The sequence below is a fragment of the Geobacillus sp. CCR genome (assembly GCF_052906625.1).
Map to the genome: position 1 here is coordinate 1 of NZ_JBREBQ010000011.1, position 22831 is coordinate 22831.

Consider the following 22831-nt stretch of genomic DNA (forward strand, 5'->3'; position numbering starts at 1 on the left):
TTGATTTAGGATTAAACAATTTTGCCACTTGTGTCACATCAGACGGCAGATCATTCATCATTGATGGGCGGAGATTAAAAAGTATAAATCAATGGTTTAACAAAGAAAATGCCAGACTTCAAAGCATAAAAGATAAGCAAAAAATCAAAGGCACCACTCGTAAACAGGCTTTGCTTGCTATGAATCGCAATAATAAAGTGAATGATTATATCAACAAGACTTGCCGTTACATCATTAACTACTGTATTGAAAATCAAATTGGCAAACTTGTCATTGGCTATGCGGAAACATGGCAACGCAATATTAATCTAGGAAAAAAGACAAATCAAAACTTTGTCAATATTCCTCTCGGTAACATAAAAGAAAAACTAGAATATCTTTGTGAATTTTACGGCATTGAATTCTTGAAACAGGAAGAATCATATACGTCTCAAGCCAGCTTTTTTGACGGCGATGAGATTCCTGAATATAATGCCGACAATCCAAAAGAATATAAGTTCAGCGGCAAACGTATTAAGCGCGGCTTGTATCGAACAAAGTCTGGCAAACTAATTAATGCTGATGTCAATGGCGCATTAAACATCTTAAAGAAAAGTAAAGCTGTAGACCTGAGTGTCTTATGCTCTAGCGGCGAAGTGGACACGCCTCAAAGAATAAGGATTGCTTGAAGCAGTCAAACTTCTTTGGAAGCCCCCACTTCAAATTTTCGCTAGAAAATTAAGTGGGGGTAGTTCACCGAGAATAACGCCGGCTGGAATTTATGCGATGAGTCATGAAAATCAATGGGGCGGGAACTTATGGATGTCAAAAGAAGAGTTCGGCAAAAAGCGGCATTTCTTCTCAATCGCTGATTCTCGAAGATCGGGAAGGTCAAGCTGCATAAACCTTCTCCATTTGCGGAGCGTCGTTGTCTAGCTATATTTCCTCTGAAATCGAAAATGTAAAGAAAAGTGAAAAATGCTTGAATAGCGATGAGACAAGATGCTAAAATGAAAATATAGTTCCACTGATAGAAATTAAATTCCGTTTGTCGGAACAATGAAGAAAGGAGGGACAATGAACGAGTTGACGGAAGAAAAGAAACATGAGACGAGCTTGCGCACGGTGCAACGGGCCATTGACATCTTATATTGTTTCACCCTGGAGGAACAAGCGTTATCGCTCACCGAAATTGCGAAAAAAATTTCGCTGGCCAAATCAACGACAACGCGCCTGCTCGCTACGCTGGAGCAAAACCGCTTGGTCGTCAAAGATCCGGAGACGTTAAAGTACCGTCTTGGACAAGGATTGTACTATTTAGGATATATTGCCGGCAAATCGATTAAAGTGCGGGAAATCGCGCGGCCTGTGATGGAGCGGCTGCGCGACGAGACGCGGGAGACGGTGAACTTATACGTGCTGGAACAAGATGCCCGCGTTTGCGTCGAACAGTGCGAGGGGCTTCAGGCGCTGCGCCATATGGTGAGAATCGGCGAGCGGCTGCCGCTTTGGGCGGGCGCGGGGGGAAAAGTATTGTTGGCCTATCAATCGCCCGAAGTTCAAGAGCGGATTTTTGCGCAAGTGCCGACAAAGGAACGCTTGGCTCGTCTAGCGGCGGAGCTTGAGGCGATTCGCGAGCGCGGTGTGGCATCCAGCGTCGATGAACGGGAAGTCGGCTCTGCGGCCGTTGCGGCGCCCATTTTCGACATCCGCGGGGAAGTGGGCGCCTGCTTGTCCGTCTCTGGGCCGGCGCATCGATTTACACGGGAAGTGATGGAACAATTCAAGAGGCTCGTAAAAGAAGGAGCACAAGCCATTTCCGAAAAACTAGGTTATCGACCATAAGGGGGAGAGCATATGGCGATTGCAAAGCGTGCTGTCCGTGTGCGCAATGTCTTGATCGGGGGAGACGAACCGTGCATTTGCGCCCCGGTCGTCGGAGCGGATGCGGGGCAAGTGTTAGAGGAAACAAGGCAAATCAGCGCGAAAAAGCCGCATCTGATTGAATGGCGTGCGGACTTTTTCCAGGCGATTCGGGACGAACAGGAAGTGGCGGCAACGGCGAGAGAGATGCGGGCGATCGCCGGAGACATCCCGATTTTGTTTACGGTTCGTTCCGAACTGGAGGGCGGCCGACCGATTTCCTTGACAGAAGAGGAAAAGCTGCGGTTGTTTGAAACAGTGTGCCAAAGCGGGGCGATCGATTTGCTTGATTACGAGCTTGCCCATGAGCCCTATGTCCCCGCTGTCCGTCAGCTGACCCGCTGCTATGGAGTGCGTCTCGTTTTGTCCTATCATAATTTTGATTGTACGCCATCTAAGGAAGAACTTGTCGCCAAAATGCGCCAAGCTGAGCAACATGGTGCCGATATCGCCAAAGTGGCGGTCATGCCAACATCACGACAAGACGTTCTTGCCTTGTTGCAAGCGACCGAGGAGGCGCGGCAGGGGTTGGAGATCCCACTCATTACGATGTCGATGGGAGGATTGGGCGCCATCACTCGTTTGGTCGGGGGATTGTTCGGTTCGGCCGTCACGTTTGCCGTTGGCCAACAAAGCTCAGCTCCGGGGCAAATTCCCATTGAAGAAGTCAGAGATGTATTGTCGGTCATCATGAAATACAGCCAATAATTGGACTTTGGGGGAGGAGAGCATCATGGGTCGTTTGCCGTTGGAGGGTGTCAAAGTGCTCGATGTTTCAACGATGATCGCGGCGCCGTTCGGTGCGGTATTGCTCGGCGATTTTGGCGCCGATGTCATTAAAGTGGAGTTGCCGGGGAAAGGGGACACCTTGCGCCATGTCGGGCCGTTTAAGCATTAAAGACATTTTTGAGCATCCGCACTATCAAGCACGGGAAAACATCATTGAAGTCGCCCATCCGCGCCTTGGCAAAATTAAAGTGCCCGGCATCGTGCCGAAATTTGAAAAAACGCCGGGTGCGGTGCGCCGTATTGCGCCCGATTTAGGGGAGCATACGGAAGAGATTTTGCAGACAATGCTTGGCCTGTCCGAGGAGGACATTCAGAAGTTAAGAGAAAAAGAGATTATTTAACGTTCCGAAAGAAGTCTCCCACTTCGAAACAAAGTGAAAGTGGGAGATGAATTTCGGGGGGGACGATAGCCAACCAATATGATAAATAGATGGTTAGAACGGACACCTTCGGAACGCGGGGAAGCATAAAGGGTTTTTGTGTGGCTTGCCGTTCAGCGAACATGCACAAGTCGCTTGAAGCCCCCGCCTCTCAGCAAAGCGTAGGTGGCGGGTAGTTCATGCGGCGGGCAGTTGACTCTCGGCTTCTCGTTTGGAGATCGCCGGGCTTTTTTTGCGTTGTTTGGATAACGAACGATGAGGCGCCTTTTTCCTGCCCAGCCGGCGCTGTGCGTTGACACTGTTTGCAGCAACCGTTTATACTTTTAGTAGGTTAAAGCAACGGTAAAGCAGGTGATTCGAACCGTGTCGGATAAAAAGCGCTCCCGTGTGACGCTCGAACAAGTGGCCAAGCATGCCGGCGTGTCGCGGGCGACAGCCTCGCTTGTTGTTCGTGGGAGTTCGAATATTTCGAAAGAAACACGGGAAAAAGTGCTTCGATCGATGAAAGAATTAGGCTACGTGTATGACCGTGTAGCCGCCAATTTGCGCTCGCAGCGCTCTTCCACCGTCGGGTTGATTATTACGGAACTTGACAACCCGTTTTTTTCCGAACTGCTTGTCGGCGTCCACGAGGCGCTTGATCAGGAAGGATATACCGTCATTTTAGGCACGACGTTTGACCGGCCGGAAAAACAAGATGCATTACTATCGACGATGCTTGAGCATCGGGTTGGCGGCGTCATCATGAGCCCGGTTCCGGGGTGTTCGACCGAGATGGTTGAGCGGCTGCGGCAATGGGATATTCCAGTCGTGTTGTTTGCTCGTGATGAACTTCCGGCTGGACAGTTTGATTATATCGGAATCGATAATGTGGCCGGCGGGCGGATGGCGACTGAGCATTTGCTCGATCAGGGTCATCGCCGCATTGCCTTTATTGGCGGTTCTCCGCAGTCGTCCGTATGGAAGGCGCGCCAAAGGGGATACGGCGAGGCGTTGCGTGCCGCAGGCATCGAGGTGGATGACGCGCTGCTTGTGCCGTCGGCGACAACAAGGCAGGGCGGGCGGATGGCGGCGAAACGAGTTTTGCAACAACCGAACCCGCCGACAGCGCTCTTTTGTTATAACGATGTTGTCGCCTTCGTGGCGATGCTCGGCTTAAAAGAGGAAGGAATCGTTCCGGGACGCGATATCGCGGTCGTGGGATTTGACAACATTCAAGAGTCAGCGTTGTTTCAACCACCGTTAACGACGGTGGCCGCGTTCCCAGAAAAGATCGGTGCGTGCGCGGCGCGGCGGTTGCATGAACGCATGAAAGGGGATGACAGCGAGCCGAAACGGACGATTTTGCATCCAGAGCTCGTCATCCGGCAGTCATCTAGAAAGAGCGATTGAAAAGGGAGTGAGGGAACGTGGAGAGGCAAACCACCATCCCGCTCCGCGAGCGGAACATCATATTGATCGGCTTTATGGGGGCGGGAAAAACAACGATCGGGCAGCTGGTGGCGAAAAAGCTGTACCGCGATTTTATCGATGTCGACGCGGAAATCGAGCGGCGGCAAGGGATGTCGATTCCGGAGCTTTTCGCGCAAAAAGGAGAAGCGTATTTTCGAAAGGTGGAACGGGAACTCATCGTCGATTTATGCACAAATACAAGGTTGAAAATCCTTTCGCTTGGCGGCGGCGCGTATTTGCAGGAGGAGGTGCGGCGCGCATGCCTCGCTCATGGCATCGTCTTTTTCCTTGACTTGTCATGGGATTATTGGAAAGAGGAACGGCTGCCGCTCATTGTCGACAGCCGCCCGGTGCTGAAAAACAAAACGTTGGAAGAGGTGGAGCAGCTGTTTTTCCAGCGGCAGTCGGCTTACGCCCTCCATCATTCCCGCGTGGTGTTGAATGAGCTTGAAGCCGAACAGGCGGCCGAGCAAATTGTCGAGTCGATCAAATGGACGTGGGATGTATATGAACCAAATCGATAGATGGTCATGGCGAAAAGGCAGGCTCTTGTTGGGAGCTTGCCTTTTCGTGTTGGATGGCCGCGGCGAGAGCCGGTGGCGGAGCGGTAATCTGACGGTAATGATGCAGGCCGACTTCGTGCCCCGGTTGGATGGCCGCATCGAAAGCCGGTGATGGAGTGAGGGAATGCAACACCGTCATCGCGGTTTTTCCAATAGCGAGTTTTGCGGGCGCGGTCAAAGCGGTTCGGCGCTGGGGAGCCGGATCCGCTTGTCCTCACCTTGCGTTCAGTCTCACATCCTTGATCGGCAAGGGTGTGGATGTGAGTGATGGACGGACTCATGTTTTCGGAAGCCATCAGAGAGGCCTGTTTCGTGTCCGGGGATCGGACGTTGGGTCGCGTTCAGGGAGCGGAGGGAAGACGAACGACCCTGCGTTTCTTTTCTTTTTTGGGCAGAAATGCCTGTTTGTTCTTGCCGGACAAGCGCTCCTTTTGTTATAAGGAAGATACCGGGTGTGAGGGAGAGTGGGAAGATGGAGAAAAAGGTGTTACGCTGGCTTTATGTGTATATTGTCTTGGCGGTGCTGCTTCTGTCGGCGCCGTATTGGCTTTGGTGGTTGAAGCCGGAAACGGAGCTTGAGCTGCTCATTGTCGATGACACGGTGCCGGATCGGTCGTACCGCGAGCACCAAGGGCTTGTTTGGCTGCTCCGGGCGCAAAAGTACGTGCACCGGAATGGTGAGGCGTATGATGCGGCGCGCGATTATGTCGGATTTGTGCCAAAGGGCGGCGGGGCATACGAAGTGCGCCCGTTTCCGAACACGATGGATCGCTATGATGCCGTGTATGTCGCCGACACGTACGGCGTCTATGAAGAAGAATTTGTTCGCCAGCGGACGGACGGGGCGCGGTCGGCGAAAGTGCACGGCGGGCTGGACGGCGAGACGGTGAAGGCGCTTTGGCGGTTCGCCCGGGAAGGGGGAAACACGTTGATCGCCGAATTCAACTCGATGGCCCACCCGACAGCGCAGGAGGTGCGCGCGTCGTTTGAATCGCTGTTCGGCTTGCATTGGACGGGGTGGATCGGGCGCTATTTCCCCGATTTATCCAGCCGGGAAGTGCCGGCGTGGGTCAGGGAGAACTACGAACAACAATATGGAACGCCGTTTGCGTTCCGCGGTCCGGGAATTGTGCTTGTGGATGAACGCGATCGGTTGATGGTTTTGGACCGGCGCGATCTTGGCGGCGATGGCGTCGTGTTTTCGTATACGAAAGCGGGGAAAGCGCGGTGGGGCCAACACGAGCGCGTTCCTTATTCGTACTGGTTTGACATCGTCCAGCCGCTTGATCCGGACGATGTGTTGGCGACCTATACGTTGTCGCTTTCCAAACGCGGGAACGAGAAGCTGCGCGCCATCGGGGTTCCGGTTTCGTTTCCGGCCGTTGTCCGCTATGAGACGCGCACGTACCAGTCGTACTACTTTTGCGGCGATTACGCCGATCAAGGCAGTGTGCCATCGATTTACCAAACGGTTGGATTCGATCGATGGCGCAAGTGGACGGCGAGCAGCCGCCCGGATGATGAGACGGCGTTTTATTGGAAAGTGTACGTGCCGATGATGAAAGCCATTTTGCAAGAAATCAAAACGTATCAGGAGGAGAAGAAGCGGCCTGTCGCTACAGAAACGGCGGAGCAGGACGGCATCCGCTTGGCGGGGACGGTCGGGCGCGACGATCTGCAAGTATACCGCCGCGGGCGGTGGGAGCCATTGCTCATCAAAGGCGTCAACCTCGGCATCAGCAAACCCGGCGCGTTTCCGGGCGAGGCGAACATCACGAAGGAAGAATACTTCCGCTGGCTTCAGTATATCGGGGCGATGGGGGCGAACGCCGTCCGCGTCTATACGATCCATCCGCCGGCGTTTTACGAAGCGCTCTATGAATACAATCAAACCGCCAAGCAGCCGCTCTATTTGTTTCACGGCGTTTGGATCGATGAAGCGATGATGCTTCGGATCAAAGATGTTTGGTCCCCCGCGGTGGACGGGGCGTTTCGTGCCGAGATTCGCCGCACGATCGACATCATCCACGGCAACGCCAACATTCCAAAGCGGCCGGGCCACGCCGGGGGAGTGTACCGATATGACCTTTCCCCTTATGTCCTCGGGTGGATTTTCGGCGTCGAATGGGATCCGGACGTTGTTGCCGCCACGAACAAAGCCCATCGCGGATCAGGGGATTACCGCGGGACATATGTGTATACGAAGGGAGCAAGCCCGTTTGAAGCGTGGCTCGCGCGTGCGGTCGACGAAGCGGTCGGCTATGAGACGGAAACGTATGGGTGGCAGCGGCCCGTGAGTTTCACCAACTGGGTGACGACCGATTTCCTTCGTCATCCGGCCGAGCCGTTTGTCAAAGAAGATCTTGTTTCCGTCAATCCGAATGTCATGTACGCCACCGACAAGCTGCGCGCCGGATGGTTCGCTTCGTATCATATTTATCCGTATTATCCGGATTTTTTGAACAGAGAAGAAACATATATCCGCTATATTGACTCGCGCGGCGAGCATAACAGCTATGCCGGCTACTTGCATGAGATGAAGGCCGCTCACCGGATGCCGATTCTCGTCGCCGAGTTCGGTGTTCCTTCGTCGCGCGGCATGGCGCACCGAAACGTGCACGGCAAACACCAAGGGTTTCTGTCGGAACATGAACAAGGGATGATCGACCGGAAGTTGTTTGAAGATATCGTTCATGAGCGAATGGCCGGCGGGCTGTTGTTTTCGTGGCAAGATGAGTGGTTTAAACGAACGTGGAATACGATGGAGTATGACAATCCAGACCGCCGTCCATTTTGGCTGAACGCACAAACGAACGAACAACATTTCGGTCTTCTTCGCTTCGACCCGGGGCCAAGCGCAGCGGCGACGATCCAAGTCGATGGGCGGAAAGATGATTGGGCGTTCAATGGAATCGATCCCGTATGGTCGGACGGGGAGCGGGCGCTGTATGTCACGAGCGATGAAGGGGATTTGTACGTGCGGCTTGACGGTGCGCGCATCACCGATGAAACAACGACGTACATTGCGTTTGATACGATTCCAGGCCAAGGGCAATCGCGCCTCCCGGGCCTTTCCGGCATGCGTACGTCGGGGATTGACTTTGCTTTAGTCATCCATGGAAAACAGCGCGCCCGGCTGCTTGTCGACAGCTACTATGACACGTTTTCTTATCATTACGGCTATCAGCTGCACATGATGCCGGCGGCGCCGTACGCCCATCGCAAAGATAACGGAGTATACCACCCGATCCGGTTGACGCTGAATAAAAAGCTCGAAGAAGCAGATGGCAAGGCCGTGCCGTTTGACTCGTATGAAACCGGGGTGCTTCGCTTCGGCACCGCCAACCCGGCCGATGCGGCCTATGACTCGCTTGCCGATCTCAGCGTGAGCCGCCGCGGTGATATGTATGAAATTCGCCTGCCGTGGGCGCTGTTGAATGTCACCGATCCAAGCCGGCGCGAGGTGATGGGCGATATCTGGTCAAAAGAAGGTCTAAAAAGCCGAGAGATCATCCCCGGCATCCGCCTCGGCGTGTACGTCGCCAACGGGGAGCGCTCATTTTCGTTCCCGGCGATGGAAGGGAATGTGCTGCCGGTTCAGCGGTTTTACACGTACACGTGGCCGACATGGGAGACGCCGCGCTACCACGAGCGGCTGAAGCCGTCGTATGAAGCGATGAAAGCGGCGTTTTCCGGCGCGGACATCGCCAAGCAGCAAGGAAACGAATAAGAAGAACGCCCCGCAACATTGGCTGCTGTTCGACACAACGATGATCGGTCAAGGCGGTCGTCTGTCCAAAAAAGAATTCGGCAAACAGGAGACAAAAGTTCAACCGGCCCTCAAGCAAAAACATGCTGGCGGCCGGTTGGCTTGTTTCTTTTTCGTTTTTAGGAGATTTCGTTTTGTCCAGCCCGGGAACGGAGTTTTCGTTCATGTTGGAGGGTTTTGCGGGCGAGGAAGTCAACCGTTTCCTGCGTTTCCGACCATTCAAGGCGCCAATAGTTCATTTTCGTTTCCAAGCGCTCAAATCGAGCATCCGTGCGTTTTTCCAGATCTAAAAGCTTTTGGTGCAACCGGTCTTCCGTCTCGCGGATTTTGGCATACAGCCGATTTTCTGTATCCTGAATCTCGGCGCGCAATCGATTTTCTGTATCTTGGATTTCGGCACGCAATCGGTTTTCTGTATCTTGGATTTCGACGCGCAATCGATCTTCCATTTCCTTCATTTGTTGACGGAGTTGACCGGAATGCAGGTCAAGCGCCTTTAGAATTTGCTGCACGATCGTTTCTCCTTCCATGAGTTTCACCTCCTTTACTCTGATCATAGCACATGGCCGGCATCGGGAAAATGAAAATCTAGTCCGCTCGTTTCATTTTTTCACCAAACTTTCACCAACACTATGTAACGTAACCATAGAAGATGGGTGATGATAAGAAGCATGTTGTATCACCACCTTGTTTTTCAAATTGAAAAAAACTTGTGTGGTTTTGTTTCAACTGCCGCTTGCCGGGCAGGCGAGCTGGCTGTTGCCGTTTGCAGCCGTCGTAGCGATCGGCTTGGGAATGGACGTATGGCGACGCCGGCAGATGACCGCGTTTCATCAATTTTTGCTTTTTTGGTTCGCCTGGCTTGGTCCGATGCTCGTATTTTTTAGCATTGCCGGATTTTATCACCGCTATTATTTAAGTATGCTGGCGCCGGCTATAGCGGTATTAGTGGGAGCGGGCGGCGCGATGTTGGCCTTGTTGGCGTGCAGCGGACGGCGGACGATGTGGTTGTTCCCGGCCGCCTTGGTGGCGACGTATGCGTTTGAAGTATGGACAGCCTGTCAATACCGTGCTTCGTTCTCCCCGGTATGGCCGCTTGCTGTCGGATTTTACGGCCTTGGAATGGTTTGCCTTTGGTTCGCGATGGAAGGCCGCGAGCATGGGAGGCGGATCGTCTATCGAGCTGCGCTGATTGGCGTGCTGGCATTGCCGGCCTATTGGTCGCTGACGCCAGTGCTATATGGGACAAACAGCACCATTCCATACGCTGGACCAGATTTACAACGAGACAGAGGCGCGCCCATGCCGACAGCCGGGATGCCGGATGGACAAGAGGAGCGTTTGCTGAGAGGAGAGACGGGACAACCCGGCGATGGGGCAAGGCGGTGGCAAACTTCTCACTTGTTGACAGCGTTAGTGTCCTATTTGGAGCAGCATGTGGGTGAAGCCAAATATTTAGCGGCCACCATCCGTGCGACCGAAGCGGCGGAGTTGATGCTTCACACCGATCGAGCGGTGATGGCGATGGGCGGATTCGGAGGAACGGATCCCGTACTGACGCCGAAGAAGCTAGAGGAAATGGCTCGCAACGGTGAGGTGAAGTATTTTCTCCTTTCCGGTGAAGGGCGAGGAAATCATGAGCTTGTTCAATGGATTCAAACACATTGCAAAGAAGTTCCATTTTCAGAATGGAATGGCGGACAAAAGGCCCTCGACGGTGGAGCGGAGCGCAGAGAAATGACGCTCTACGTATACAACGGATAGAAGGTGCGAGAAAAACGGACGACATCCATCGCTGTTTTTCAAAACTAGGATATTCGTAGAAAAGCGTTTTTTATGGGATTCTCCATTAAAATAAATGAAGCTGATTCGAGCTGATCATTGGCGGTTGATCAGCTTCGTAGCCGAAGAAATCCATAGAAGCAAGGAGGGAAATCGATGGCGACCTATTCTGTCATTATTCCTGTCTATAATGAAGCGCTCGTGATCCGTGAGACGTACCGACGGCTGAAAACGGTGCTGGAGCAAACGGGTGAGCCGTATGAATTGTTGTTTGTTAATGACGGCAGCACCGATGGGACGCTCGATATCTTGAGGGAACTGGCCGTGAAAGATGAAACGGTGAAGTACATTGACTTCTCCCGCAATTTCGGCCATCAAATCGCGATTACAGCAGGAATGGATTACACCTCTGGCCAGGCTGTCATCATCATTGACGCCGACTTGCAAGATCCTCCTGAACTGATTTTGGACATGATTGCGCGTTGGAAAGAAGGGTATGATGTTGTCTATGCTCGGCGCGTCAAGCGGAAGGGGGAGACGTTGTTCAAGCGATGGACAGCGTATGTGTTCTATCGCTTGCTGCGGGCGGCGACCGAGATCGACATTCCCGCTGATGCCGGCGATTTTCGTCTCATTGACCGTAAAGTGTGTAATCAGTTACGCTATATGCGAGAGCGAAATCGTTTTGTCCGGGGGCTTGTCAGCTGGGTCGGTTTTCGGCACATAGCGGTGGAATACGAGCGAGAGCCGCGGCTGGCTGGGGAGACAAAGTATCCACTTAAGAAGATGATTCGTTTTTCGGTAGACGGCATTACGTCTTTTTCGCATAAGCCGCTCAAATTGGCGAGCTGGCTTGGGTTTGCTTTGTCGGCGGCAAGTGTGGTCGGCATGATGGCGGTATTGTACTTGAAATGGTTCACCCATTCGACCGTGGCCGGATGGGCATCGCTTTTGATAGTCATGCTGTTTTGCAACGGAGCGACGATGACGATGCTTGGAATTACCGGTGAATACATCGGCCGCATTTACGATGAAGTGAAAGAGCGGCCTCTATATATTATCAATGAAACATGGGGAGTCGGAATGAGACATGAACGAAAGCCTTCCTACCTTCCGTAAAGAAAAACAAGCCATATGGCGGTTTGCCGTCGTCGGGGTGGGCAATACGATGGTCGACTTCGCTGTCTTTTTTCTGCTCACCGCCGCGGGCGTTCCCACGGCCATCGCTCAGGTCGTGTCTTATGGCGCCGGGGTGGCGAACAGCTACGTTTGGAATCGGCGCTGGACGTTTCAAATGAAGCAAAGGGCGAATATTGGGGAATTGCTTCGGTTTCTTGCGGTCAACGGGCTGTCGCTTGGGGTGTCGCTTGTTGTCTTGTTGGCGGCCGAACGGCTTGGACCGCTTTGGCTCGCGAAAGGTGCGGCCACGATCATGGGCATGGCGGTGAATTTCATCGGCAGCCGCTGTTGGGTGTTTGCGGCACCGCGAAGCGAACGTTGACAGAAACAAATCTATAGGCGACGTCTTGCCCTCTACCTGGGGATGAAAACCATGGATTGCCGGCCAGGGATTTTCACAGAAAGGGCTCACGAGCAACGGTTTGCCCTCCACCCGGAGACGAACATCATCGCTTCCCGCATGGGATTTTCACGGAAAGGTCCATGAGCCGCGGTCCGCTCTCCACTCAGGGTGAAAATCATGGCTCGTCGGTGCGACATTTTCACAGAAACCCCGGGCGGCAATGCGTCAAGATGGCGACTTGATTTCCTTGCGTGCCGCTCGTGACGAACAAGGCGTCTTCTTTTCCAAGCATTTTGGCCGCCAACGCTTCTAAACGATTGAGGGTCGGATCTTCGCCGTATACGTCGTCGCCGACTTCGGCTTCCGACATCGCCCGGCGCATCTCTGGCGTCAGTTTGGTCACGGTATCGCTGCGAAAATCAATGAACGGCATCGTGGCCCCCCTTCTTTCCTAATCGTTGTATGCGTCAAAAGGACGGGAGCGCAGGGGCGGGGGTCCCGCTTCCCGCCCTTGGTTACACGGTTCGAATTTGCCCCGTCCCGTACACGAGCGATTTTGTCGTCGTGATGGCGACAAGCCCCATCGGCCCGCGGGCGTGCAGCTTTTGCGTGCTGATGCCGATTTCCGCTCCGTAGCCGAACTGTTCGCCGTCCGTGAAGCGGGTGGAGGCGTTATGGTACAAGACCGCCGCATCAACCGCCTGGAAAAAGCGGCGGACGTTCACCTCGTTTTCCGTGATGATCGCTTCCGAGTGCTTCGTCCCGTAGCGGCGGATGTGGCCAATCGCCTCGTCGACATCGGCGACCAGTTTGACCGCTAAAATCGGCGCCAAATATTCCGTATACCAGTCATCTTCTGTTGCCTCGCTGATAAACGGATAGGCGGAGGCAAGACGTTGGTCGCCGCGCAATTCGACGCCGCGGGCGTGAAGCGTCTCAAGCAAGTCGGCGGCATATGGCCAACGCTCATGGATGAGCACCGTTTCGACGGCATTGCAGACGGATGGGCGCTGCAGTTTGGCGTTTAGGACGATCTCGATGGCCATTTGCCGCTCGGCTGATTCGTCGATGAAAATATGACAGTTGCCGACGCTGGTCTCAAGCACCGGCACGGTGGCGTTTTCGACGACCGAGCGGATGAGCCCGGCTCCGCCGCGCGGGATGAGCACATCCAAGTAGTTGTTGAGACGGAACATACGCTGCGCCGTTTCCCGGCTCGTGTCTTCGAGCAGTTCAATCGCCGTTTCCGGAACGGTCGTCGTGCGGAGCGCCTCTTTCATGACGCGAACGAGCGCTTTGTTCGAATGAAGCGCTGATGTGCTGCCGCGAAGCAAAACCGCGTTGCCCGTTTTCAAGCAAAGGCTCGCCGCATCGACCGTCACGTTCGGGCGCGCTTCGTACACCATGCCAATGACCCCAAGCGGCACGCGCACCGTTTGGATGCGGAGCCCGTTCGGCCGCGTCCACTCTGCGATGATTTCTCCGACCGGGTCAGGCAGCGAGGCGACTTGGCGGACGCCGTCGATGATTTGGTCCAGGCGTTCATTGGTGAGTTGGAGCCGGTCAAGCAAAGCCGGCGACAGCCCTTGTTCGCGGCCTTGGGCCATATCTTTCTCGTTTTCTTGCAAAATGAAGGCGCGTTCGCGGTCAAGGGTTTGGGCGATCTGTTCCAACGCCTCATTTTTTTCCTCCGCTGACAGCATGGCGAGCGTTTGTGAGGCGGTTTTCAACCGTTCGGCTTTTTCGAGCAGTTCGCTCATTTCGATACACTCTCCTTTCGCAACGTGACCCAATTGTCGCGGTGGATGACTTCCGGGCGGTGAAGGTAAGAGTATTGCCGGGCCTCTTCGCTCGGCCGCCCTTTCACTTTTTTCAAATCGGCGGCGGCGTAATACACTTGGCCGCGTCCGATCGTGATCCCTTTTTCATTGACGACATCCACGACATCCATCGCATGGAAGTCGCCGGAAACCGCTGTTACGCCAGCAGGGAGCAAACTTTTCCCACGCATAAGCAACGCTTCTTCAGCCCCGCTGTCGACCGTGATCATGCCGGCGACAGGAGCATGATAGGCAATCCATTGTTTGCGCATTTGCATTTGTTTCGGAAACGGAACGCCGATGTACGTGCCGTCTCCTTTTCCAGCTAAAATATCAGCCAGTTTTTCTCGGCCGCTTCCCGTGCCGATGAACACGCTGACGCCAAACGAAAGTGCTTTTCGAGCCGCGAGAAGCTTCGAGCGCATCCCGCCGGTGCCGACGGCTGAACCGATGCCGCCGGCGGCTTCGATCATCTCATCGGTGATTTCCGGCAAAAAGGCGTATTTTTTCGCCTGCGGATTCGTTTTCGGATTGGCGTCATACAACCCGTTAATGTCCGTAAGCAAAATGAGCGCATCAGCGTGCAAAAAGCCGGCGACAAGCGCCGAAAGCATGTCATTGTCGCCAAATGTCAATTCTTCAATGGAAACGGAGTCGTTTTCATTAATGATCGGCACGGCGCCGTTCTCAAGCAGTGTGGTGATTGTGGCAAACAAGTTGCGGAACCGCTCGCGGCTGTAAAAGTCGCTGCGCGTCAACAACAGCTGAGCGGCCGTAAAGCCGAATTGGGCGAACGCCGAGCTGTACGCCTGCATGAGCAAACTTTGCCCGACGGCTGCGGCTGCCTGTTTCCCAGCGATTGTCGTCGGGCGCGCCGGGTAGCCTAAAGGTCCGAAACCAGCGGCGACAGCGCCGGACGTGATGAGAATGACGTCATGGCCGAGCTGTTTGAGATAAGCGATCGCCTCAACGTGATCGAACAGTTTGTCATGGCAAAGGCCGCCTTTCGGATCGGTGAGCGAGCTGCTGCCGATTTTGACCACCACGCGCTGCCGTTTCATCGCGTTCCTCCCTCCTTTGCGTGTTGAATGGCATGAGTTGGATCGCCTAGCCGCTCTGCGAAGCGGCCGGCCAATAAAAAACGCTTTTCCTCCTTTTTTGCAAAAGGACGGAAAAGCGTTCCGCGGTACCACCTTTTTTGGCGCACAAAGCGCCCACCTCTGGCCTGTAACGCAGGCGTGCGGCTTATGTTTGCATAAGCGGCCGTCTAGGGCAGGTTCAACCGGCTTCCCGCGAGGAACCTTCCAGCCTGTGGGTTCCACTCTCTGGCGCGTTCCCTCGGTTTACTAATCCCGTGCCGTTCTCGTTGTTTCATTGTCAAGGATAGACTTGCGATTTATAATTTGTAAGAAATTATGACGCCAAATGCTCCGGTTGTCAAGAGGAGCGGCTGATTTTTCTGACTCATTTTCGCAGAGTAGATCATGAAAACGCATTCAGAATAAAGATAATTGTCTTTTTATTAGAAAAAGTGGTACAATACTAGCAACCTAGCAATCTGCACGATGGAGGGACCAGAATATGAAAAAGCGGCGCAGCGACATGATCAAAAAAGGATTTGACCGCGCCCCGCACCGGAGTTTGCTGCGGGCGGCCGGGGTGAAAGATGAGGATTTTGACAAACCGTTCATCGCGGTTGTCAATTCGTACATCGACATTATTCCGGGGCACGTTCACTTGCAAGAGTTTGGGAGAATCGTGAAAGAAGCGATTCGCGAGGCAGGCGGCGTGCCGTTTGAAATGAACACGATCGGCGTTGATGACGGCATCGCCATGGGGCATATCGGGATGCGCTATTCGCTTCCGAGCCGGGAAATCATCGCTGATTCGATCGAAACGGTCATCTCGGCGCATTGGTTTGACGGCATGGTATGCATTCCGAACTGCGACAAAATTACGCCAGGGATGATGATGGCGGCGATGCGGCTCAACATCCCGACGATTTTTGTCAGCGGCGGGCCGATGAAAGCTGGTGTGACGAAAGACGGGCGGAAAATTTCGCTCTCGTCCGTGTTTGAAGGGGTCGGGGCGTATTTAGGCGGAACGCTCGATGAGAAAGGGCTCGAAGAACTCGAACGCTACGGCTGTCCGACGTGCGGATCGTGTTCGGGCATGTTTACGGCCAACTCCATGAACTGTCTCGCTGAAGCGCTCGGGCTCGCTTTGCCGGGCAACGGCACCATTTTGGCGGTTGACCCAGCGCGCAAAGAGCTTGTCCGCCAATCGGCAAAGCAGCTGATGTATTTGATCGAACATGACATCAAACCGCGCGACATCGTAACGGAAAAAGCGATCGACAACGCGTTCGCGCTCGATATGGCGCTTGGCGGCTCGACGAATACGGTACTGCATACGCTTGCGATCGCCAACGAAGCCGGCATTGACTATTCGCTCGAGCGGATTAACGAAGTGGCGTCACGCGTGCCGCATTTAGCGAAGCTCGCTCCGGCATCGGATGTCCATTATATTGAAGACTTGCACGAAGCCGGCGGCGTCTCGGCGGTGTTGAACGAGCTGGCGAAAAAAGAAGGCACGCTTCATTTAGATACGCTGACTGTCACCGGCAAAACACTCGGTGAAAACATCGCCGGCTGCCAAGTGAAAAACTACGATGTCATCCGCCCGATTGACAACCCGTATTCGGAAACGGGCGGGCTCGCCATTTTGTTCGGCAACTTAGCGCCGGACGGCGCCGTCATCAAAACCGGCGCGGTCCAAGGCGGCATCACGCGCCATGAAGGTCCGGCGATCGTGTTTGATTCGCAGGAAGAGGCGCTTGAAGGCATCGCCAGCGGCAAAATCAAGCCGGGTCATGTCGTCGTCATCCGCTACGAAGGACCAAAAGGCGGCCCAGGGATGCCGGAAATGCTTGCGCCAACGTCGCAAATCGTCGGCATGGGGCTCGGTACGAAGGTAGCGCTTGTCACCGACGGCCGCTTCTCCGGCGCCTCGCGCGGCTTGTCCGTCGGCCACGTTTCACCGGAAGCGGCGGAAGGCGGACCGATCGCTTTCATCCAAGACGGCGATATCATCGAGATCGATACGGTGAAACGAACGATCAACGTCAAGCTGTCCGATGAAGAGCTCGAACGCCGGAAAGCGAACTGGAAAGGCTTTGAACCAAAAGTGAAAACCGGGTATCTCGCCCGCTACTCGAAACACGTCACATCGGCGAGCACGGGGGGGATTATGAAGATTTAGCGGATTTCTGTAAGAGCGTTGTCCCCTTCCAAGCGCGCGAGGGACGCCATTAGACGATCAGGATCAAAAGAGGCGGTTTTTCCGCCTCTTTCATTTATTTTGGAAAGGAGCGTCCATCGCCTCCTTTTTTTACAGCTTTGTTGGTCTGAAAATATGTTGACATTTTCAAATATTTAGCCTATTTTAAAATTAGATATCATGATAAAACTATATAACGTTTGTATAACGTTATATAGTTTTGTATTTTCCATTTTTATGAAAGCGCTTTAAAAGAGGGGGCGGAAACGATGATTTTGCATGACATTGAGACGGCCGCACGCAGCGAACTGGAGGCGATCCAGCTTGTGAGACTGCGGGCGACGGCGGAGCGTGTGTATGAGCGGGTGCCGTTTTACCGGCAACGGTTTGATGAAAAGGGAGTGAAGCCGGAGGATATTCGCACGCTTGAGGATGTACGCAAACTCCCGTTTACGACAAAGCGGGATTTGCGGGACCATTATCCGTTTGGTTTGCTCGCGGTCGATCTTTCCCAATGCGTCCGTGTACACGCATCAAGCGGCACAAGCGGCAAACCGACGGTGGTCGCTTACACGAAACAGGACATTGACCATTGGGCCGACATTGTGGCGCGGGCGATTGTCATCGCTGGCGGGAAACCGGGGGATGTGATTCACAACGCCTATGGATACGGGCTGTTTACCGGCGGGCTCGGGCTGCATTATGGCAGCGAGCGGCTTGGGGCGGTGACGGTGCCGGTATCCGGAGGCAACACCGACCGGCAAGTGATGATCATTGAAGACTTTCAGCCGACCGTCATTTGCGCCACACCGTCCTATGTATTGAACATTGCCGAGCGGATGAAAGAACTGGGCAAAGATCCGCGGCAAACATCGCTGAAATACGGCATCTTCGGTGCGGAACCGTGGTCCGAGGAAATGCGGCGCACGCTTGAAGAGACGTTTGATATGAAGGCATGTGATATTTACGGACTGAGTGAAGTGATCGGCCCGGGGGTGGCGATGGAGTGCCATGAAGCGCAAAACGGCCTCCATATCGCCGAGGACCATTTCCTTGTCGAAGTGATCGACCCGAAAACGCTCGAGCCGGTGGCGGAAGGGGAAGAAGGAGAGCTTGTTTTTACGAGCTTGACGAAAGAGGCGTTCCCGGTCATCCGCTACCGGACAGGCGATATCGCTTCCGTGACGAGAGAGCGTTGTGCTTGCGGGCGGACGACGGCGCGCATGTCGCGGGTCAAGGGGCGGGTTGATGATATGATCATCATCCGCGGCGTCAATGTGTTCCCGTCGGAAATTGAGCACCATCTGCTTCGCGTCTCGGAACTGGCTCCGCACTATCAGCTGCATCGTCTCCGCCACGGCCATTTGGAAGCGCTCGAGCTGCATGCGGAAGTGACCGATCGTTTTTACAGCGAGGTCGGCGGAGATTTGCAAAGCGAGCAGGCCGCTCTGCTTGCCCGGCGCATTCAGTCATTGTTGAAAACGCACTGTCTCATTTCGATTGACGTCCGTCTCCATTCGCCGAAAACGCTCCCGCGCTCGGAAGGGAAAGCGGTTCGCATCGTTGACCGCCGCCATCTTGAAGAGCCGCAATCCATCTGATAGAGAAAAAAACGATTGCAAAATATATGACATTAAAATATAATAACGTTAAACAAACGTTATATATTTTAAACGAGAGGTGGATGGGGGATGGCGGCTATGATGACGTTCACCCGCCTGTCAGATGAGGAGAAATACGAACGATTTATGCAGCGCATCGAGGCGGGGGAAAAAATCGAAGCCGATGACTGGATGCCGGATGAGTATCGGGTGACGCTGATCAAGCTCATTGCGATGCATGCGGTGAGTGAAATTATGGGAGCGCTTCCGGAAAAAGAATGGGTGCCGAAAGCGCCGTCGCTGCGCCGCAAGCTTGGCATCATGGCGAAAGTGCAGGATGAGATGGGGCACGGCCAGCTGCTGCTTCGGGTGGCGGAAGATTTGATGGCCCCGCTCGGCAAAACGCGGGAAGATATTATCGAAGATTTATTGAACGAACGGTTGAAGTTTCATAACGTGTTTCATATGCCAGCGCCAACATGGGCGGACGCCGGGTTGATCGGCTGGCTCGTCGACGGAGCGGCGATTATGACGCAGACGAACATGCTGGATGCCTCATACGGACCGTACGCGCGGGCGCTGAAGCGCATTTGCGCCGAGGAAGTGTTTCACGCCCAGCACGGCGAGTCCATCATTTTGGCGCTTGCCGAAGGGACGAAGGAGCAGAAAGAGATGCTGCAAGAGGCGCTCAACCGTTGGTGGGAGGCGTTGCTCATGTTTTTTGGCCCGCCGACGGCCGATACGACGGGAACTTCGAAGCAAGACATCACGATCAAATACCGCATCCGCACGAAAACGAATGAACAACTGCGCCAAGACTTCTTTACGAAATATGTGCCGCGCATTTGGGCGCTCGGACTGAAGATTCCTGATGAGACAATGCATTTTGACAAAGAGAAGGGTCAATGGATTTACCGGCAGCCGGATTGGGAGCGGTTTAAAGAAATCATCCGCAACAACGGGCCGAAGTCGCAGGAGCGGCTTGAGCTTCGGCGGACGGCGTATAAGCAGAACGCGTGGGTGCGGGAGGCGCTCAGCGCCGTACGGACGGCCGGATGAGGAGGGATGGCCATGGCGGGGAAAGAACAAGGATTTTATCAAGTGTTTGAAGTGTTCAGCCGCAAAGCGCCGGATGCGCCGATGCAGCATCAATTCAGTCTGCTTGCCCCCAATGAGGAGATCGCGCTCGTGATGGCGCAGGAAAACTTTATGCGCCGCGAGCCGGTCGCGGACCTTTGGGTCGTGAAGCGGGACTATATCCGGCGAATGAGTGAGGAGGAAAAAGCAGCGCTCAAGCGGCTTGACAACAAAGATTACCGGTTGACGCGAGGATATGGGGATTTAAAGAAACGATGGCGCAAATATGAGCAAAACGTGCTTGATGAGAAGGAAATTTTGTCATGGAAAGGCGAGATTCGGCGATGAGCGAAAAACCGATTCACTTCCATCCAGACGGTCAAGAGGCGCTTGTCGAGCTATTGTTTCAGCTCGCGGATGATGATTTTTTGCTTGCCTACCGCGGCTCGGAATGGCTTGGGTTGGCGCCGCATATCGAGGAGGATATTGCGTTTTCTTCCATCAGCCAAGATACGATGGGGCATGCGGCCATGTATTATCAGCTGCTTGAAGATCTTGGCTGTGGATCAGCCGACGAACTGGCGCACGCACGTCCGGCTTCGGCCCGGCGCAATGCGGTTTTGCTCGAACGGGCGAACGGCCCGGGGCATTATTTGCGTGAGCCTCGCTATGATTGGGCGTTTACCGTTGTTCGCCAATATTTTTATACGCAGGCGAAGCGCGTCCGTCTCGAGTCGCTCACCAAAAGCAGCTATGCCCCGCTCGCGGAAGTGGCAGCGAAAATTCAAGTGGAGCTGCACTACCATTTGCTTCATTGGCATACGTGGTTTGTCCAGCTGACGAATGCCCCTTTGGAAGCGCGGACGCGAATGACCAAAGCCATTCAGGATGTGGCCGCTGATTTTGCCGGCGTATTGACGCTCGGGGCGAAAGGAACGGAAATGGTGCGGTGGGGGCTGATTGATGAGGAAAAGGTGCTGACGGAAAACACGATTGCCGCGCTGGCGCCGGCGTTTGCCGAAGTGGGGCTTGATTGGCCGATGCCGTTTGGCATGAAACATGGCAACGGCCGCAACGGCGAACATACGCCGGATTTGGACGAAGCGCTGGCGACGTTGTCAGAAGTATACCGCGCCGTCCCGCATGCGATATGGTAATGTCCGCGCCGCTGTTGGCCAACGTGCGGCGTTGGGCATGACGCCTCTTTGTGACGGCGAAGTGTTTGTTGAAGGAGCAAAACGGCGCAGCATTGGCGGCACTAGGCAGCCCAAGCGGGAAAACGGCAGCGGGTTGGAAAATGTGAGGGAGAACCATGACAAATGAAGAGGTTTGGAAAGCGTTAGAAACGGTGAAAGACCCAGAAATTCATTCGATTAGCATTGTCGATCTTGGGATGGTGGAACAGGTTGACGTTCGGGATGGAGCGGTCTCGGTCTGTCTGCTGCCGACGTTTCTCGGGTGTCCGGCGCTTGATATCATCCGCACGCGGGTTGAGGAAGCGGTGAAGCAAGCAGGGGCCTCGGCGGTGACGGTTGAGTTTCTCCGCCATCCGGCGTGGACGTCCGACCGGATCAGCGAAGCCGGACGGGAGCGGCTGAAGCAGTTTGGCATCGCTCCGCCGCCGCGGCAAATGCCGTCAGGGGCATGGCAAGTGGCGTGTCCATATTGCGGGGCGGAGCGGACCGTCATGGAAAATTTGTTTGGCCCGACCGCCTGCCGCAGCATTTTCTACTGCAAACAATGCAAAAATCCGTTTGAGGCGATGAAGCCCGTATTAATTTCAGGATAAGAAAAGGGAAAGGGGACGTTCGTGATGTTTAAAATGATCGCCTTGTACAAACAGCCGAAAGATAAGGAGCAGTTTGACGCCCATTATTATGGGACGCATGTGCCGTTGACGGAAAAAATTCCTGGCCTCCGAAAAATCAAGGTGACGAAAATTACGGGGACGCCGATGGGGACGGAAAGCGAGTATTATTTGTTGTGTGAAATGTATTACGATAGTCAAGAGGCGTTTCAAGAGGCGATGAAAACGAAAGAAGCGAAGGCATCGGCAAAAGATGTCATGTCATTTGCCGGCGACCTCGTCACCTTTATGGTCGGTGAGGAAGTGGAACATGAGTGAGTTTGTTTCCATTGCGGCGCGTCAAGAGGGAGCGGTCGGCATCATCGAGCTCGCCCGTCCTGATGTATTGAATGCGCTGAGCCGTCAAATGGTGGCGGAAATCGTTGCGGCAGTGGAAGCGTTTGATCGGAATGAGAAGGTGCGTGTCATTGTGTTGACCGGGCGTGGACGGGCGTTTGCGGCTGGGGCGGATATTCAAGAGATGGCAAAAGATGACCCCATTCGTCTTGAGTGGCTGAACCAGTTTGCCGATTGGGATCGCCTGTCCATCGTGAAAACGCCGATGATCGCCGCTGTGAACGGGTTGGCGCTAGGGGGAGGTTTTGAGCTGGCGCTTTCGTGCGACTTGATTGTCGCGTCGTCGGCGGCCGAATTTGGCTTTCCAGAAGTGAACCTTGGCGTCATGCCAGGTGCGGGAGGCACGCAGCGGCTGACAAAGCTCATCGGTCCGAAGCGGGCGCTCGAGTGGCTTTGGACTGGGGCGAGTATGTCGGCGAAAGAAGCCGAGCAGCTGGGGATTGTCAACCGCGTCGTCAGCCCGGAGCTTTTAATGGAAGAAACGATGAGGCTGGCCGGGCGTCTCGCTGAACAGCCGCCTTTGGCTCTCCGGCTGATCAAAGAGGCGGTGCAGAAAGCGGTCGACTATCCGCTGTATGAAGGCATGCAATTTGAGCGGAAAAACTTTTACCTATTGTTCGCCTCGGAAGACCAAAAAGAAGGAATGGCGGCATTCCTCGAAAAACGAAAGCCGCGCTTCCAAGGAAAATAAG

Annotated in this window: 21 protein-coding genes and 2 pseudogenes; 19 read left to right on the forward strand and 4 right to left on the reverse strand. The window is 54.3% G+C overall.

The genetic code is table 11. The annotated features are described in order from the left end of the window. From ACVBDQ_RS07430 to ACVBDQ_RS07465, 8 genes and pseudogenes are all read left to right on the forward strand, one after another. On the forward strand, window positions 1-668 hold a 668-nt coding region (locus ACVBDQ_RS07430), incomplete at its 5' end, for an RNA-guided endonuclease TnpB family protein (RefSeq protein ID WP_446663125.1). A gap of 388 nt (window positions 669-1056) precedes the next feature. After that, window positions 1057-1824 (forward strand): IclR family transcriptional regulator, encoded by a 768-nt coding sequence (locus tag ACVBDQ_RS07435; protein ID WP_446663126.1) that lies wholly within the window; start codon window positions 1057-1059, stop codon window positions 1822-1824. Window positions 1825-1836: 12 nt separating this feature from the next. After that, the gene (gene aroD / locus ACVBDQ_RS07440; RefSeq protein WP_446663127.1) at window positions 1837-2610 is read left to right on the forward strand and encodes a type I 3-dehydroquinate dehydratase; all 774 of its coding nucleotides are present in this window, start codon (window positions 1837-1839) and stop codon (window positions 2608-2610) included. Between the two features lie 73 nt (window positions 2611-2683). Next, a complete protein-coding gene (locus ACVBDQ_RS07445) occupies window positions 2684-2800 on the forward strand; it encodes a CoA transferase (protein ID WP_232722178.1) in 117 nt (38 codons plus the stop codon). Further along, window positions 2790-3032: pseudogene (locus tag ACVBDQ_RS07450) on the forward strand (CoA transferase); the annotation flags it as partial. The gene ACVBDQ_RS07445 and the pseudogene ACVBDQ_RS07450, both read left to right, overlap by 11 nt. A 402-nt stretch (window positions 3033-3434) precedes the next feature. Then, on the forward strand, window positions 3435-4463 hold the full coding sequence (locus ACVBDQ_RS07455; protein WP_446663128.1) for a LacI family DNA-binding transcriptional regulator: 1029 nt from the start codon (window positions 3435-3437) through the stop codon (window positions 4461-4463). 17 nt (window positions 4464-4480) lie between these two features. Continuing rightward, window positions 4481-5047, forward strand: a complete 567-nt coding sequence (locus tag ACVBDQ_RS07460) for a shikimate kinase (RefSeq protein ID WP_020278602.1) — start codon at window positions 4481-4483, stop codon at window positions 5045-5047. A gap of 511 nt (window positions 5048-5558) precedes the next feature. Then, window positions 5559-8816 (forward strand): hypothetical protein, encoded by a 3258-nt coding sequence (locus tag ACVBDQ_RS07465; RefSeq protein ID WP_446663129.1) that lies wholly within the window; start codon window positions 5559-5561, stop codon window positions 8814-8816. A gap of 158 nt (window positions 8817-8974) precedes the next feature. Here the strand turns inward: ACVBDQ_RS07465 and ACVBDQ_RS07470 are convergent, their stop codons facing one another. After that, complete coding sequence (locus ACVBDQ_RS07470; protein ID WP_020278605.1) at window positions 8975-9385, reverse strand: hypothetical protein; 411 nt, start codon at window positions 9383-9385, stop codon at window positions 8975-8977. Window positions 9386-9569: 184 nt separating this feature from the next. Here ACVBDQ_RS07470 and ACVBDQ_RS07475 point away from each other — a divergent pair, with 184 nt between their 5' ends. The 3 genes from ACVBDQ_RS07475 (at window position 9570) to ACVBDQ_RS07485 (ending at window position 12138) form a co-directional block, all read left to right on the forward strand. Then, entirely contained in the window at window positions 9570-10619 is a 1050-nt protein-coding gene (locus ACVBDQ_RS07475; protein ID WP_240730307.1) for a DUF3488 domain-containing protein, read from the forward strand. 174 nt (window positions 10620-10793) lie between these two features. Next, window positions 10794-11756 carry a glycosyltransferase family 2 protein gene (locus ACVBDQ_RS07480; protein ID WP_144329766.1) on the forward strand — a complete coding sequence of 321 codons (963 nt, stop codon included), beginning with the start codon at window positions 10794-10796 and terminating at the stop codon, window positions 11754-11756. Continuing rightward, window positions 11728-12138, forward strand: coding sequence for a GtrA family protein (locus ACVBDQ_RS07485; protein ID WP_011231537.1), 411 nt, complete (start codon window positions 11728-11730; stop codon window positions 12136-12138). The genes ACVBDQ_RS07480 and ACVBDQ_RS07485 overlap by 29 nt, the downstream gene beginning before the upstream one ends. 229 nt (window positions 12139-12367) lie before the next feature. On the opposite strand, the pseudogene ACVBDQ_RS07490 reads toward ACVBDQ_RS07485, so the two are convergent. The 3 genes and pseudogenes from ACVBDQ_RS07490 to proB form a co-directional block, all read right to left on the reverse strand. Further along, window positions 12368-12592: pseudogene (locus ACVBDQ_RS07490) on the reverse strand (beta-eliminating lyase-related protein); the annotation flags it as partial. Between the two features lie 82 nt (window positions 12593-12674). Further along, window positions 12675-13919 carry a glutamate-5-semialdehyde dehydrogenase gene (locus ACVBDQ_RS07495; protein WP_446663130.1) on the reverse strand — a complete coding sequence of 415 codons (1245 nt, stop codon included), beginning with the start codon at window positions 13917-13919 and terminating at the stop codon, window positions 12675-12677. Further along, entirely contained in the window at window positions 13916-15040 is a 1125-nt protein-coding gene (gene proB, locus ACVBDQ_RS07500; protein ID WP_011231534.1) for a glutamate 5-kinase, read from the reverse strand. The genes ACVBDQ_RS07495 and proB overlap by 4 nt, the downstream gene beginning before the upstream one ends. A 520-nt stretch (window positions 15041-15560) precedes the next feature. On the opposite strand from proB, the gene ilvD reads away from it, so the two are divergent. The 8 genes from ilvD to ACVBDQ_RS07540 all read left to right on the forward strand — a co-directional run bounded on the left by ilvD (window position 15561) and on the right by ACVBDQ_RS07540 (window position 22830). Continuing rightward, a complete protein-coding gene (gene ilvD / locus ACVBDQ_RS07505) occupies window positions 15561-17240 on the forward strand; it encodes a dihydroxy-acid dehydratase (protein ID WP_021321738.1) in 1680 nt (559 codons plus the stop codon). 287 nt (window positions 17241-17527) lie between these two features. Further along, the gene (gene paaK / locus ACVBDQ_RS07510; RefSeq protein WP_011231531.1) at window positions 17528-18859 is read left to right on the forward strand and encodes a phenylacetate--CoA ligase PaaK; all 1332 of its coding nucleotides are present in this window, start codon (window positions 17528-17530) and stop codon (window positions 18857-18859) included. 90 nt (window positions 18860-18949) lie between these two features. Next, entirely contained in the window at window positions 18950-19918 is a 969-nt protein-coding gene (gene paaA / locus ACVBDQ_RS07515; protein WP_011231530.1) for a 1,2-phenylacetyl-CoA epoxidase subunit PaaA, read from the forward strand. A gap of 12 nt (window positions 19919-19930) precedes the next feature. Continuing rightward, entirely contained in the window at window positions 19931-20284 is a 354-nt protein-coding gene (gene paaB / locus ACVBDQ_RS07520) for a 1,2-phenylacetyl-CoA epoxidase subunit PaaB (RefSeq protein WP_011231529.1), read from the forward strand. After that, window positions 20260-21093 (forward strand): 1,2-phenylacetyl-CoA epoxidase subunit PaaC, encoded by an 834-nt coding sequence (gene paaC / locus ACVBDQ_RS07525; RefSeq protein ID WP_011231528.1) that lies wholly within the window; start codon window positions 20260-20262, stop codon window positions 21091-21093. The genes paaB and paaC overlap by 25 nt, the downstream gene beginning before the upstream one ends. A gap of 155 nt (window positions 21094-21248) precedes the next feature. Then, window positions 21249-21725 (forward strand): 1,2-phenylacetyl-CoA epoxidase subunit PaaD, encoded by a 477-nt coding sequence (gene paaD / locus ACVBDQ_RS07530; protein WP_446663131.1) that lies wholly within the window; start codon window positions 21249-21251, stop codon window positions 21723-21725. Window positions 21726-21749: 24 nt separating this feature from the next. Continuing rightward, window positions 21750-22061 carry an EthD family reductase gene (locus ACVBDQ_RS07535; protein ID WP_011231526.1) on the forward strand — a complete coding sequence of 104 codons (312 nt, stop codon included), beginning with the start codon at window positions 21750-21752 and terminating at the stop codon, window positions 22059-22061. Then, window positions 22054-22830, forward strand: a complete 777-nt coding sequence (locus ACVBDQ_RS07540) for an enoyl-CoA hydratase/isomerase family protein (protein ID WP_021321740.1) — start codon at window positions 22054-22056, stop codon at window positions 22828-22830. Before ACVBDQ_RS07535 ends, ACVBDQ_RS07540 begins: the two co-directional genes overlap by 8 nt. Window position 22831: the final 1 nt, after the last annotated feature.